Annotated in this window: 11 protein-coding genes; 3 read left to right on the top strand and 8 right to left on the bottom strand. The window is 35.1% G+C overall.

Annotation, left to right across the window (positions count from 1 at the left end):
• Positions 1-553 precede the first annotated feature (553 nt).
• From A5866_RS12980 to A5866_RS12970, 3 genes are all read right to left on the bottom strand, one after another.
• Entirely contained in the window at positions 554-1,981 is a 1,428-nt protein-coding gene (locus A5866_RS12980) for a helix-turn-helix domain-containing protein (RefSeq protein WP_086445164.1), read from the bottom strand.
• A complete protein-coding gene (locus A5866_RS12975) occupies positions 1,982-2,587 on the bottom strand; it encodes a hypothetical protein (RefSeq protein WP_086277020.1) in 606 nt (201 codons plus the stop codon). It abuts the gene before it with no gap.
• 102 nt (positions 2,588-2,689) lie between these two features.
• Positions 2,690-7,165 (bottom strand): bacterial Ig-like domain-containing protein, encoded by a 4,476-nt coding sequence (locus A5866_RS12970; RefSeq protein WP_086445165.1) that lies wholly within the window; start codon positions 7,163-7,165, stop codon positions 2,690-2,692.
• 363 nt (positions 7,166-7,528) lie between these two features.
• Here A5866_RS12970 and A5866_RS12965 point away from each other — a divergent pair, with 363 nt between their 5' ends.
• Positions 7,529-8,200, top strand: a complete 672-nt coding sequence (locus tag A5866_RS12965) for a hypothetical protein (RefSeq protein WP_086277026.1) — start codon at positions 7,529-7,531, stop codon at positions 8,198-8,200.
• Positions 8,200-9,090, top strand: coding sequence for a sce7725 family protein (locus A5866_RS12960; RefSeq protein ID WP_086277029.1), 891 nt, complete (start codon positions 8,200-8,202; stop codon positions 9,088-9,090). The genes A5866_RS12965 and A5866_RS12960 overlap by 1 nt, the downstream gene beginning before the upstream one ends.
• A 45-nt stretch (positions 9,091-9,135) precedes the next feature.
• Here A5866_RS12960 and A5866_RS12955 read toward each other — a convergent pair whose 3' ends face one another.
• On the bottom strand, positions 9,136-10,332 hold the full coding sequence (locus A5866_RS12955) for a DUF998 domain-containing protein (RefSeq protein ID WP_086445166.1): 1,197 nt from the start codon (positions 10,330-10,332) through the stop codon (positions 9,136-9,138).
• Between the two features lie 587 nt (positions 10,333-10,919).
• Between A5866_RS12955 and A5866_RS12950 the strand changes: the two genes are divergently transcribed.
• Complete coding sequence (locus A5866_RS12950) at positions 10,920-11,945, top strand: YdcF family protein (RefSeq protein ID WP_086445553.1); 1,026 nt, start codon at positions 10,920-10,922, stop codon at positions 11,943-11,945.
• Positions 11,946-12,132: 187 nt separating this feature from the next.
• On the opposite strand, the gene A5866_RS12945 is transcribed toward A5866_RS12950, so the two are convergent.
• From A5866_RS12945 to A5866_RS12930, 4 genes are all read right to left on the bottom strand, one after another.
• On the bottom strand, positions 12,133-12,600 hold the full coding sequence (locus tag A5866_RS12945; RefSeq protein WP_086445167.1) for a GNAT family N-acetyltransferase: 468 nt from the start codon (positions 12,598-12,600) through the stop codon (positions 12,133-12,135).
• Positions 12,601-12,772: 172 nt separating this feature from the next.
• Entirely contained in the window at positions 12,773-13,048 is a 276-nt protein-coding gene (locus A5866_RS12940; protein WP_086277038.1) for a hypothetical protein, read from the bottom strand.
• A 309-nt stretch (positions 13,049-13,357) separates the two neighbouring features.
• Entirely contained in the window at positions 13,358-14,461 is a 1,104-nt protein-coding gene (locus A5866_RS12935) for an NADH-dependent flavin oxidoreductase (protein ID WP_086445168.1), read from the bottom strand.
• Positions 14,462-14,546: 85 nt separating this feature from the next.
• Positions 14,547-14,915, bottom strand: a complete 369-nt coding sequence (locus A5866_RS12930) for a MarR family winged helix-turn-helix transcriptional regulator (protein ID WP_086445169.1) — start codon at positions 14,913-14,915, stop codon at positions 14,547-14,549.
• Positions 14,916-15,000: the final 85 nt, after the last annotated feature.

Here is a 15,000-nt window from a genome sequence, read left to right as displayed (position 1 = left end):
GTAGGGAGCTAAGAGTTGAAATATATAATACGTACATTTGAAACACCTTCCTCAGGTGTTACTCTACCATTTTGGAAAAAAATAGTCAAATTCAGATAAAACGAATAAAGATTCTCATTATTATTCCCCATTTAAGTAAGTTATAAGTCAATAAGAAAAACGATGACTAAATTACCAAACATCGACAGACCTGCGATAAATATACTTGAAGCAATTCGCTGCTTGGATAAAGTTACCTTTTCAAAAATGTAATTAAAGAACACACTTTATCGATGTTCTTTTATTCGGGATTACTCTATTATTAAGATATAAATAAAGGAGACTTACAATGAATCAAGAAAAAACTGCTAAAAATTTAAAAAACACGGAAATGTATATGCCTGGGTAACAACGATAATCTCTGAAATCGTGGATCGTATTATCTTCTAGATCCTTATTCATATAGAAACCAAGAGTAGAACAAAGCTCCCCTTTCTACTCAATCCACTGACACCAAATAAGAGGATGGAACAGCAGCAGACGCTACTATTCCATCCTCTTATAATTATTGATACTACTTTCTTTTTTTATTCAATTGTAGCTCTCTATTGATTCGGACAATCTCATTACCAAAGTTACGCCAATCACTGGCTCTTGGCGGCGCCAGCCAAATCAGATTTCGTGCTGAAAAAGTTACTTGGGGAAGATAATCAGAGACAATCAAATCTGTATCTGGTCGTATGAGTGGCTGAAAATGTATGCTAAAAGAGTCAAAAATTTGAATCTGATTTTTAATGAATCGATTGTATTTTTCGCCTTGGGTAAAGTTCACATAAATGTTGATTGTATTTTTATCGGTTTCTTCGTCATATTGCTGAGATAACACCAGTAACAAATTGAAAAACAATGATTTTTTGCTAAATTTGAATTCATCTTCTTTCAATTGATAAATAAATGTATGGCACATCTCGAATATGATTGGATAACGCTCATGAAAAAACTCCAAGTCGATTGCTCGTAGCGTAAGATCTATCAGCGGTGTAATAAATTGGTGCTGATAAATGGTCATCTTCACACTTGTACAAAATTCAGGACCTACATCACTTAACTGCATGTTCATCTGAAATTGTTGCTTTAATCGCTCAGTATATTTTGTGACCACATCATTTTCAAGATCACAAAATTCAAGTCTGTACACTGATAACTGGCTGATAATACCTCTTATTTCTACTTCTATTTCTCGATTTGTTCCCTTCAAAGTACATTCACTCCACTGAGCAACGGTTTGATAGATTTTATTCTTTTGATCAAATTCAACCGACTTAAAACTATTAGGTAAAAAATAGTGCTGTTTTCTTTTGATTCTTTCTAACGTGATCAGTAGATAATGTTTAAACAGGTATAACGTGTTTACTTTTTCACAATATAATTTAATCTCAGAAAATAATTCTTGGACCGCTAGGATATCTGATTGATTGTATAGTTCATCCGAGTCTTTATAAATTCGATAATAGAGCATATTAAAATACTGACGAATCTTCCATTCATTCCCAACTAGCTGAAAGTTTTTCGATAACTTTATCTCATATTGTGCTAGCTCTTTTCGAATTCTATCAACAATTTTATAAACTACAGTTCGGCTCATCCCATGTTTTTCTCCATATTTTTTAATTGACGTAAACTGATTAAAAAATAGGGTTTGCAACAATGTAAACTCCAGTGAGTATTTTAAATATTTTTCCTCCACAACACTGGATGATACTTGTGCATCTTGGAAAAGAATGATTTCACTGCTTTGCTCGATCAACTCCATATCATCGATCAATTCAAATTGTTTCAAGTCTTCATTTATTTCTGTGACGCTACGTTCTAATAAGTATTGGGAGATATTTAGTTCTTCACATAAAACATCTTTGCGCTCCGAAAATGAATACTGTTGCTCTAACTTTCGGATGATGGATAGTTTTAAATTCGTTCGATCGTCTAATAGCAGAAAATCCATTTATACTCTCCTTGTTCCATACAGAAGCGTACCTGATAGGAAACTCAACATATTTCCAAAATCTGTGGAACCCTGCTGATCCGCTCCTCCAGATGTGTTTGTGTTCATCGTTATTTTGCTTGGTTGTTCTTTTAATAGTTCGTCATTCAACATGATTTTTGTTTTAGAGTCATTTGGGGAAGTCTGATCCACTCTTCTTTTTTTCGAGTCTGAACTAGTAAAAGGATTGACCGTTACTTTTGCTATTGCAACCTCATCTTCATATGAAAATCTGACAAAATAAGTCCCTATTTCTTGTGTATTGACATTATTTTTGATCATTAGTTGATTCAAGTTTAGTGGTTGTCCGTCTTTTCCTTTCAGCGAAACCACATTATCTATTGGAGACCATTTTGCATTTTGTTTGATGATAATGTCTTTCAAGAGAAGCTCTGTTTGATTTTCTTTGACTTCAACTATGACCGTCTCAACTTTGCCATCTACCTCATAGGTCATTTTATATTTCCCAGGAGTCGTTGCTTCTTTTCCGTAAAGTGTTTCTGCTTGTAAAAAAAATGCTGACGAAAATAGTAGTGCTGTACCTAATATCAATGGTTTATTTTTCACTTATGCTTACGCCTCCACCCGTTTCATCCCAGTGAATAAAGGCTAAACAGAAGCATATAATGTACTGCTTCTGTTCAAGCCTTAATTTACCTTAGCGTTCAATTAATCTGTTCTTCGTTTCCTTAACCGCATCACACCAACGAGTGTGAGCGATACAGATAAGAGGCCGATCAAACTTAGATAATGGTTGATTTTCTCACCAGTTTTAGGGTAATTTCCTTGTTTATCTGGCTTAGAAATATGCGTTTGATTCTTCGTCGTTTGATTGGTTTTTGGTGTATTTTTTTCAAGTACTGTAATCGTTGCTGTAGCCGTTAATTTCTTTTCAGTTTGGTTCATTTGGTTCGCTTGTTTGGTCTTAGTTTGTTTTACTTCTTGATTGGTTTGAACAGTGTAAGCTACTTGTTGCTCGCCTTTTTCTTTAGTTTCAACGGTTCCACTTACTTCTACTTCTTCAAAGGCAATCGCTTTTCCGTCACGATCTGTGGCTGATACAAAGTTATCCGCGCTCTTCCAATCATCCCCTACATAAATCGTCGAATCTTTTACAACTAGCGATGATTGGTCAGCTTTTACTGTGATTTTTGCCCTTTCTTTTAAGCTTCCTGATCCATAAACAACTTCATAAATACCTGCTTTTGTTGTATCTACATTTCCTGTGACAGTGATATTTTGAATTGAAATTGTTTTGCCTGATTCATCTGTTGCGGCTATAAAATTGTCAGCTGCCTGCCAAGTATCTCCCACATATATGGTTGAATCTTTCACGGCAAGTGTTGCTTGTTCCGCAACAACATGGACTACGATGGTATCTTCTTTTCCTTGGTTTTTATATGTGACGTTATAATCGCCAATTTTAGCTGTATCAACACTTCCAGTGACCGTAATTTGGTCAAATGCAACAGGTTTTCCTGTTTTATCTGTTGCTTCAACGAAGTTATCGGCTGGGGTCCAGTTTGTTCCAACAGAGATTGTTGAATTTTTTCCTTGAACAGTTGTTTGATTGGCTAGTACAGTGATTTTAGCGGTTTCCTTTAATTCATTGAAACTGTATGTTACTTCATAAGTACCTGCTGTCTTCGTATCGACTGTTCCAGAAACAGTTAGCTTTTCAAACGGAACGTCTTGACCCTTTTCATCTGTCGCAGATACAAAATTATCTATCGCTTGCCATGTATCTCCCACATATATGGTAGAATCTTTGACAGCTAGCGTTTCATCTTTCGCAATAACAGAAATGATGGCTTGGGCTTCTTTGTCCTGATTATGATAGGTTACTTCATAATCACCAATTTTTGTGGTATCGACTGTTCCACTTACCGTAATTTGATCAAATGCAACGGCATTTCCGTCTTGATCTTTAGCTCCGATAAAGTTATCTTCTGCATTCCAATTTGTCCCAACATAAATAGTTGAATTTTTTGCGCTGACACTTGTTTGATCGACTTTCTTTTCCGCTAGAGGAACTTCGATCTGATTCGCGTCTTTGTTTATTTTGATATTTTTCCCATCGAGATATTCCTGTGCCATCGTATAGCCTTCTGGAATATCCACTACCTTTAAGGTATATTCTCCAGACATGATCGCATCAAAATTATATTTGCCATCTTCATCTGTGGTAAATTCACTGCGATTTTGCGTCACGTTATCAATTAATTCAAATGAAACATGAGGAATGTTTATCGCTTGATTCCCTTCATTATACGTGTGAAATTGTGCTTGAGCTAAATATACGACTCCTTCTGCATCTCCATCAGAAAATCTCAAAACAAGTGGCGTTGTTGTAGCTGTTCTACGAGTTTCAGTCATTTGATCTAGATTATCCGCTTTGATAATGGTTTCCGTATAAATTTGTCCAGCATTTTTAGAAACTGTATTGTAAGTAATAGTAATATCTTGTGTTAACGTATAATCCGCAAAAATAATTTGAGCGCCTGTTGCTGTTTGCTTGATAGTATAGGCATCTTGTGGAACATCTGCTATCGTGATTGAATTTAAATCGATACCAGCATTGGTCGTCCCTTTGGTTGTAATATCAAAGGTTGGATTTTTAACTTTACGTGTTCCATTATTAATATTTTTTGTTTTCACTTCATTTTTTGTTACATTTTTTAATGATTCATGGCTTGTCTGATTGGCAGATAGAATTTCTGCGCCTTCATTGTTTACTGAAACTGAGGCTGTCATTTCTTGATTTCCATATAATGGTTCTGCCGCGCTTCCAGTCACATTGATCGTTTTGGTATCGATCCAGCCATTGGCATATTTATATTCAATGATATAGCGTTTCGATGTTTTACCGAAATCAAATTGATAACTGTTTGCAGCTTCGTCAAAGGTAATTTTTGGATACGCTGCGCTGGTAGGATCTAATGGTTTATCAAAGTAGTACCCACGATCCCAATATTGTGGATAAATAGAATCCACTTGATCATTTGAAACATCATAAATATCAAACACGACATCTGCTCCAGCAGGAATCTTCGTTGAGATACTTAAGGAGTCAAACGAATCATTTCTTGCATTGACTAAAAATTGATTTTTGCTTGCTTGTAACGTTCGTTCTGAATACATTTTTCTACCAGTTCTAATAGTTGTATTAACTGTTTCATAGTCATCGGCACTTAACACAACTGGAAGCGTATCGATTGGAATACTTTTACTTTTTTCTAGACTATCAGGCACATAATTAAACCCTAGATCCAGATTGAATGAATGAGTGACTGGTGTTGAAAATTTTATCAAGCTACCGCCCTCAACTGCTGTTATCGTGTAATCTTTATCCAGTTTGTAATAAGAATACTCACCTTTAGGTGCTCGTAACTGTAAGTAATTTGGATGTTCGATTTTGATTGTCGCATTTTTTACAGGTGTTTTGCTGCTACCAGCGATTGCGATCGTTGTATCGCCAAAATAAGCACCATTACCGTCATAATTCCCCCAGGCCGTTTCCGCATTATTCGGATTAATGATCGAAATTGGCTGCAAGTATTGGTCAGATATAAACATTATCTCCTTACCGCTATTGACAACAGGTGTACTCAGCACAATATCAATATCTTTTTGATCAAATGGAATCATTAGCTTATTTACACTGATTTTCAAAACACTATCTTTCGTTGCAGTTAATGTTAATTTATTATTTTCTTTCTTGATGTCAAAATAATCCGTGATTTGAACTGTTTGGTAATCAGCCGTATACGCTGAAAATGTATAATCATTGATTGTTTGGCCATTTTTACTTTCTAAAACAATTTGTTCCCCCACTTTAGTTTGTGTAGGAATATTGTAAATATAAAGATAATAATTTCCTTTTTCTTGGAAATTAGCTCCTTGTAACGATCCTAGACTTAGTTCTTTTAATGATTTTTGGTCTTTACTCGTTTTTGCCGTAAACTCTAGACCACCATATGGCGCAGTTGAGCGGTTTAAACTGACAGAGCCTAATTTAGTTGTAGGATATTGATTGTAAAAACTATACGAATAATTTGAGACATTTTCTAAAGCCATCGTGCGGTCCACAGACAGAGCATAGGCTTTTTGTTGGTCCATATTTGTAATGGTGATTGAGCTTCGATTAGCGACGTCCTCATTGATCGTGTAGTCTACATCTTTCGTTAAGAGCTGCTTTGACTCTAGCAGTACATTTCCGTTGATATCAACATCATATGAGAAAACACCAATTTGCTCTTTAGAAGTATTATAAAATTTTGCTCCAGGTATATCTGATGTCGCTAATTCTAAATTTTGACTGCCAGATAAAGCTCTATCTAGATTGTAATAGATGTTCCCTTTGATTCCGAAATTATTCGTTGTTTCTTCATATTTGATTGGCGCGACTTCTTCATACAAGTCAAAATTATATTTATTTGCCGTTTGACCAGCTGTTTGGATCGTCACTAAGGGGTTTTTCTCAGTGAATACATAGCTTTTCAACTCTAAATTAAATTGAGTATCCGTAACACGTTGATTAAAGGTAATCGTCAGTGTTTGACTTTGGGCATCAACTGCCCAAGTTGCGCCAACGTTTGCTACTTCTCCACTAACATTTGAATACCCTAAGTGATCAGGTAAGGTCATCGTATAAACTGAACCAGGCGCATAGTCCTTGTCTTTTATCACAAAATTCAATTTTGCCGTTACAGGCGTTGTATTCAACACTCGGTTTAAGGTACTTTGACTATATTCCACACCTTCCATATTGGTAATGGTCATATTTGCTAAGATTTCATCCTCAATCGTTGCAGCAACCGTAGTAGCTTTTGTTTTGGGAATTGCTGCGCTCTCTGTTGTTGGCTGTTCAGTTGGAGCAGGCGAGCTATTCTCTTGCTCTCCATCACTTTCATTTGTTTTAGTAGCTTCTTCAGTGTTTTTATCAAGATTTTCAATTGGTGGTTCTGCAGATTCACTTGATACATTAGTTTTTGGGGGTTCTTCTACAGGTGTGTCAGTTGATTGTCCGGTCGGGGAATTTTGATCTATGTTAGTAGTCGTTGTTGCAAAAGCACTTACGGTTGAACCAAAGCTTTGTGTAAGCAGCACTGCAAGCATAAATATATGTAACTTTCTTTTCTTCATGAACAAACTCCTTTTTCTTACTATTTTTGTATATTTATATAATATACTTTTTTAAACTTTATTATGATTATTTTTTTATATTTTAACAAAAAATAAAAACATATGTGCTGTTATCATTAGTAAAACAATCTATACTCACTAAAAACAGCCGATATCCCTACTTAAAAAACTATATTTTATTTTGGAAATGCTACTTTAATAAATAATAAAAAAATATTTTCTATAAAATCAAAAATTGAAATTGGGATAAACTTTCCATATTACTGATTTGATTTTCTGCTTTTTAAAGAGTCGAAAAGAAAAAACACTTTATTTTTACGAACATACGTTTTATAGTATAAGAAAAGAATAAAGGAGTTAACAATGAAAACATCATTAACCACCCAAATGGAAGAGGTTCTTTATTATTATTGTCGGGAAAATGGAGATATCGTGGTAGAAGAAGTAACTATGCCGGACGATCAAGGAATTGTTGATATGCTCAGTTGCCGTTTGACTGCAGAAAAACAATTTGAATGGCGTTGTTACGAGTTAAAAGTTAGCACAGCCGATTTCCGCTCAAAGGCCAAACTTTCATTTATTGGCAACTATAACTATTTTGTCTTACCAGAAGCTCTTTTTGCAAAAATTAAAGAAGATATCCCTAAGCATGTCGGCGTGATGGTTTATCATCAATACCTTTCAACAGAAGATCAAATGCTACCTGGCTATTTTACGATCGAAAAAAAACCGCAACGGCAAGAACTTTTGGTCAAGGAACAAGAACTACTTTTCCGCTTGATTACAGCCCAAGCTCGTGAAGTTGGCAAAGCCAAACAAACTGCTCGAGGTTTACGAGTATTCTCAACAGATAAACTCTATAAAGAGCTGAAAAAAAGACAACCAGATTATGACTTATTCGGCGGAGGGATAAATTTCTATGATCGCTTCGTTGATGATATTTGTGATCAAGCAGTCGAAGCGTTAAAAAATGAATTGGATGCAACTCGTGAGGCTTATTTTGAGCTAGAACAGCGTCTTTTGGAGGGAAAATAATGTATTATCCTTATTTCCGCGGTAAGCAATTTGATTTATTGGCTTTGACAACCTTGGTAGAGCAACATCGTTTATCTACTAAGATCTTACCAATCATTGAACCGGTCAAAAACTCTAACGCGTTAAAAAAATTTATTCACTTGTTTCAAAAAGAAAATCACCCTTTTTATCTTATTCAAAATCCTCAAGCAGGTGATTTCTTGACCGAAGACGGACTGCTCTATCTAAATTCTTTGTCCTTAGATAAAGCGATGATCGTAGAACAGCCTATCGAAACCTTACACACAGAATCCCAATTATTTGTGATCAACAATTCAACTCCAGCACTTCAAAGTGATTGGCAATCAAATCAAATCAAGGTTCTGCTACCAAAAGAATTTCGTTTACTGCAAAAAATCAAAGGTGATAAAATTCTCTCACAAGATGTTTTTACTAGACTACCTAAAACAAGTTTTTATCAAGAATGTCCAGATGAACTTTTTTCTGATACTCATTTGACCTTTCAAAAAAGTGGTTTTATTGGATTTAGTGATTTTTCTATTGATAGTCGCATTTATTATGAACATAGTTATCCTTCAAAAATCTTAAGCCTCCATCTCGTCTATTTTAAACAAAAGCAATTGCGCATCCATCATTTTCTTTCAAGCGAAGACGCTCCGAGTCAAAAAGATCAGTTCTTTGAACTCATGGCTGAGGTGAGTGACTGGGGGAATACCTTATATGGTGAGAACGTAACATTTGGGATTGAATTATTACTTGAATCAGTTTCAAAAGAAAAATTCCCTGGTATGGGTGTGATGAGAAAAGCGACTGTAATGCACCATATGGAACTGATGTCTCGTTACCTGGATCAACATACCGATGAGACAGAAGCGTTTATTCGCACTTAAGGTCCAAGACAAAAGTAGTATTTACTTTTGTCTTGGACCCTTTTTTCACTCTTGCTCTTCTTGTTTTTCTGAAGCTAGTTTCACCTTCACTTCAAAGGTATTATTGATATTTTGTGCCATTTTCTGTAGATTTTGGAGTAATAAAACGATCCAGCTAAATGCCAACATAAATGATAATAACTCAAATGCTGTCAATGAGAGATAACTCGTCCATTGAAATAGCACAACAACCACAACTAAGGTCGCTGCGATCATATAAGAAATCGACAAAAACTCTTTCGTTACATTTGGTAATAGCCATTTGATCCCTACAATCAAAATGACGATCAAATACACTAAATAACCAGCTACTTGATTATGAACGCCTTGAAAAGGACCCGTTTCAGTATAAGGAAATAATCCGACAGCCCCAAGATCTAGCGCTGTTAACGTTAGTAAAACTCTTAAGATCGTCAATTGTTTACTATGGGGAATCGCTTTTTGCAACTCTACAAATAATCCATCAATCAAAGCTACCATCAGTAAGGAAGAAAACATCAGCGTTAAATTAAATTGCCAACTACTTTTCGCTTCAATCGTTCCTAAAAAACTAAAATTAAATTGCCACCATTGATAATCTTTATTTGTAATCATCGCCAGTAGAACACCACCAATAATCACGAAAATCAATAGATTTGTCAGTTTAGCCGGCGTGATCGACAACGCTGAATAAATCATAAAATAATTGACTAAACCAACAAAGACAAAAAATAGTAGTGTTGCTGTACAACGGTCAAATGTTGCACCGATAAAAACAAGTCCAATCACTTTGAAAAAAACGAGTAATGCAAAAACTAAAATAACAATAAATGACAGTAAGATCGTAGGAAAATTCCGCCAGTAAATATCCTTTGATTTTGTTGTGACTTGAGCTCTTTTTCCTTTAATAAAAAAGAGTAAGAAGCTAAATACGCCACTTAACACCCCAAATGACAGCACAAAGTTCGCAATTGAATATGCCCCTACTAACGCAATTTGGGTTTTGTCAGTATAAAATAAGTACCCTAAAAATAAAAGGCTGATCACCATTGTCGGAATCAAAAACCATCTTAATGAAAGGGTTTGATTCCCTGGTGCTTTCTTTTTTGGTTCAATCACTATTTTTTGATCCTTGATACTTACCGTCACTTCATCTTCGTTTTCTAAATGAAATTCTTCTACTATTTTTTCAGGTATCGTTATACTAAATGTATTTTTCCCCACACCCGTTCCCCCTATTCTTAAGTTAATACCTCATAAATATTATAGATTTATTGTGTTTAAAAGCAAGCTATAGACATTCTTTAGACTATTTAATGGCAAAAAATTCTGCTTGTCTTTCAGTATTGTTCATTTTTATTCACATTAATCGATGATAGAAATTTTTTTTTATATACTAACGTTAAATAGTATTCAAAGGAGCTTTTTATGTTAAAAAAATCTTAATTTCTTTTTTAGGTCTAATTATTCTATCTGTAGGGGGAATTTTACTCTATGATCATGTTAAACATAAACCTGTTTACGGAATCATTGTGTTAGATAAAGATGAAAAAAGAGTAACTGATGCAATCGATTCACAAAAAGGAGATATTGAGAAGTCCATCGTTGTAAATGGTAAATGGGTCAAAAATTCGAACACCCTTGTTTTAAATACAACTGATGCTAAAAAAAAATAGCAACACTTAATGGCTTTCAAAAAGTAACTAGTAAAAAAAATGAGTATACATTTCTCGAAAAAAATTCTATAGAAGATGGAAAAAATGAATGATTTTTTTCCATCCTATTTATTTGGAGAAGGAGAGTTCTATTTCATGCCACTAGTTATTATATCGTGTGTTTTTATTGTGATCGGAGTACTTATTTTACTAAAAGAACGGCGCAGTTTTTTAGGGGGAATGAGTTTTGCCTTTGGCGGTTTGTTCCTTACATTTACCTTGTTAATCATGGGGTTATTAAAGATAGGGGAAATTTCTGCAAGCAGTTCGACATTGGTTATCATGATTGTCTATGCATTGTTTCCACTGCTATTTTTAGGTGTCTGTGCCTTTTTTATTTTTAATACACATACAATGCAAACCAAAGAAGGTCGCAGTGTTACTGCAAAACTTTCCGCGTTGTTGGGTATCAATCTACTCATTGCCGTACCAGCTTTTTTCTATTTATTGTCTATGGGATCAAGTAATATTCCGGTCTGGCTTTTTTCAATTTTAATTTTTTTATTATTAAGTGATTTGCTCTTTTCTTTTCTGTTCACTTGTTATTTATTTTATTCATGGATGTATCAAATGATTCCAATCAAAAAGAAAGCTGATTACATCATCGCCTTAGGTTCTGGTATCAGAAGTGAGGAAGTTCCCCCACTGCTTAAAAGTAGATTGGATAAAGCAATTGAGTATTATCATAAAAATCCAACTGCTAAAATTGTTGTTAGTGGTGGCCAAGGAGCAGATGAACCGGTTTCGGAAGCCTTTGCCATAAAAAAGTATTTGCTATCACAGCAAATACCAGATGTTCAGATTTTAATGGAGGATCAATCGACAACAACCTTTGAAAATATGACTTTTTCAAAGGAAATTATTTTTGAAGACTGGAAAAACAAAGACCAAATTCCGACGATTCTCTTCTCAACAAATAATTATCATGTTTTAAGAGGAGCCTTATATGTTAGAAAAGCTCATTTAAAAGCAGAAGGCGTGGGTGCCCCAACTGCTCTATATTTTCTTCCTACTGCTCTTATTCGCGAATATATTGCTTTATTAACTCAATATAAGTGGTTTACAGTCTCTATGATCTTAGTTTGTTTAGCCTTCGTTATCATTAGTGCATTGCCTTACTAAACTTACTAACGTCTAGCAAGATTGGCTATTCAATATAATTAGCCTATTTAAAAAGAGGGTAAAAAAGGCGTTAAGCCCTGAGAAATAAGAAAGTGCTGCCTCTATTTCCACCGTCTATTCGAATTTTAAGTGACTGGGTTATAGCTCCTAGAGTGATAGCCCAGTCACTTTTTTTCTGCTCATCTTCTTACTTAGCTGTTTTTATTGTTTTCTTCATACAAATACATAACTCGTCACCAATAAACTCACCATAATTTGGAATGATGTGATAGCCGTGTCGTTCATAGAATCGAATAGCACCTGACATATCTTTACCCGTTTCTAAAACAGCTTGCTGATAGCCTTTTTCTAGTATATCTGCCTCTAATGCTTGGATGATTTCACTTGCTGCCCCGTTACCGCGGCTCGTTTGTTGTACATACATTCGTTTAATTTCTGGTGTCTGTTCATCCAACAGTTTCCAACAGCCGCAGCCAACTGCAACTTGATCATCATAAGCCACCACCGCGCATACCATTTCAGCTAGATTGTGATGATTTTGATATCCTTGAGCGACCTCTGTCCCCCATTCTTCATTGAAAAAATCATTTAATTCCTGAATTAAATTCAATAAATCTGGATGGGTCATGGATACTTTTTCTATTTTGATTGTCATTATGAGCCACCTCCACTTTTTTATTTTGTCTTCTGGCTTTATTTTACCTATTCTTGTATTTCAAAGTAAAGAACAATAGAAAACCACTTGGCATTATCGCAAGTAGTTTTCTATTGTTTTATTATGTGATTTGTAAAAAGACGTAATTAAACGCTTTCATTTCCATCTATCGTTATAATCCACCTAAACTTGCTAAATAAAAATCTAATGTATAGAAACGATAGTCGCTTTTAGAATACTTCGATTTTTTATCTTGTAATTGATCGATCAGTGTTAAACGCTCTGGTTCTTCAACTTCTGCCCAATCTTGTTCGCCCATTCTACAATACAGGCGAAAAGGTAACTCAACATCCATATGAACTTCCAAAAATCCCTCTGGCTCTCCTAATCCATGGTATTCCACATCTGTAATGATTTCGCCTACATAATTTAGATATTTTTTACTCATTACGCTCGACCTCCTAATAATTTTTAAGACCAAAAAAATATTTTTCTTTATACTGAAATTGTACTAAACATTTCGAGAATAAACAACTAATTTTTGATTTTCTAAATTAAAATAAAAACCTGATCGGCTAGACAAAAGGTGTGAACCAAAAGTAAAAAATACTTTTGGTTCACACCTTAAATACAAATAAACGGTGGGAGCAAACGGTCCTCGATGCTTCGAGGATCGAAGTGAAACGAGAACTGTAGATGCAGAAGCAACTCTTTCTGTCCCAACCGCTCTAATCTTTCAGTTTTTTGGCTCTACTCTTTATTTAAGGCGTTCAGGCATCATTCCTTCTAAAAAGCCCCAAACACCATTACTGATGTGTAATTCATCTCGATCATAGTGAGAAAGTTCTGTCCTGATAAGATGATCTTGATCATCTAACACTTTCTGTGCCCAATGAGGATCGATCAAAATTGCTCGCCCAATAGCAGCTAAGTCTGCTGTTGCTAATACTTCTTTGGCATCTTGGCCATTTCTAATATCTCCAACGCCGATCAGTGGTAAGCGCCCGTTGATTGTTTCATTTATATATTCTATGATCGGCTTTGCTTTAAACTCATCACTGACAGAATGATTTCTATAATTACTCATTGATAAATGGAGATAGTCTAACGGTTTGTCAGCCAACCGATCAACTAGAAATAAAGTATCGCTTAAGCGAATACCTGGATTTTCATATTCTTCAGGTGAAAAACGATAACCAACAATAAAATCTTTTACGCCCGATTGATCGACAACAGCTGTTACACCATCAACTAAATCATCAATAAATTTAACTCTTTTTTCTAAGGAACCGCCCCAATCATCCGTCCGGCGATTAGAATGCGGCGAGAAAAACTGTTGGATCAAATACGTATTGGCACCATGAAGCTCTACACCATCGAATCCTGCTTTAATGGCACGTTCAGTTGCTTGTTTAAAGCTTTCTAAGATTTCGATTATCTCTTCTTCTACTAAAGCTCTTGGCGTTTCAGCAGCTGGTCGCTCAGCAGCTATAGCACTAGGAGCAACTGGTTGAGCACCTTGTAAAACTTTAGAATCTGTCATTCGTCCACCATGAAAGAGCTGTAAAATTGCTTTTGTATGATTCTTTTTAATAGCCGCTGCTAGTTTGGATAACCCTGGAATAAAGCGATCATCATAGACTCCTAACTCACCATCCCAACCTTTACCACCTTTATGAACATTGGCGGCCGCAGTGATAAACGCACCCACTTCACCTGTTCGTAAGGCATAGTAGTCAATTTCATCATTTGTTACAATACCATCAAAAAATGACATTTTTGTCGTCATGGGTGCAACAACCAGTCTATTTTTTAAACGTAGGCCTCTTTTAAACGTTAAACCTTCAGCTAAATTACTCATTATAATTCCCCTCCATCAATATGCATGCGCATGCAAATAATTACATAATAAAGAATAAAAGACTAAAAAGCAACTTATTAGTCTTTTAAACAAAATATTCTTTTAAAATAGCATCCACTTCTTGCTCGACTGAGGTCAACAGTTGCGCACCTTCATCCGTCAAATCAACATAGACACCACGTTTATCATCTGAACAGATTCTTCTTTCAATAACGGATGACTTTCTGTCTTCCAATCGTTTGATTAAACGCGACAGCGCACTTTGGCTCAAACATAAATAGTTGCCTAAATCGTTCAGCCGCATAGGACAACCATTTTGTCTAAGTTGATATAAAGCATAATACTCACTCGTAGTAAGTTGGCTATTTTTCTGCAACATTTCTTCTAATTTTTTTTCAACTATGGACTGTTTCTTTGTATAATCCAGCCATTGTGACATAAGTGGTGTTTCCATTTAATCATCCCTTGTCGATTATTCTCTTCAACTAGTTATAGTTTGCTTGTTTTTAGCATAAAAGTCAAAGTTTTAAGAAATTAAA

It is taken from the genome of Enterococcus sp. 12C11_DIV0727 (assembly GCF_002148425.2).
Lineage (GTDB): Bacteria > Bacillota > Bacilli > Lactobacillales > Enterococcaceae > Enterococcus_L > Enterococcus_L lemimoniae.
Note: the sequence above shows the minus strand (reverse complement) of the source record. Positions and strands in the feature narration are given on the sequence as shown.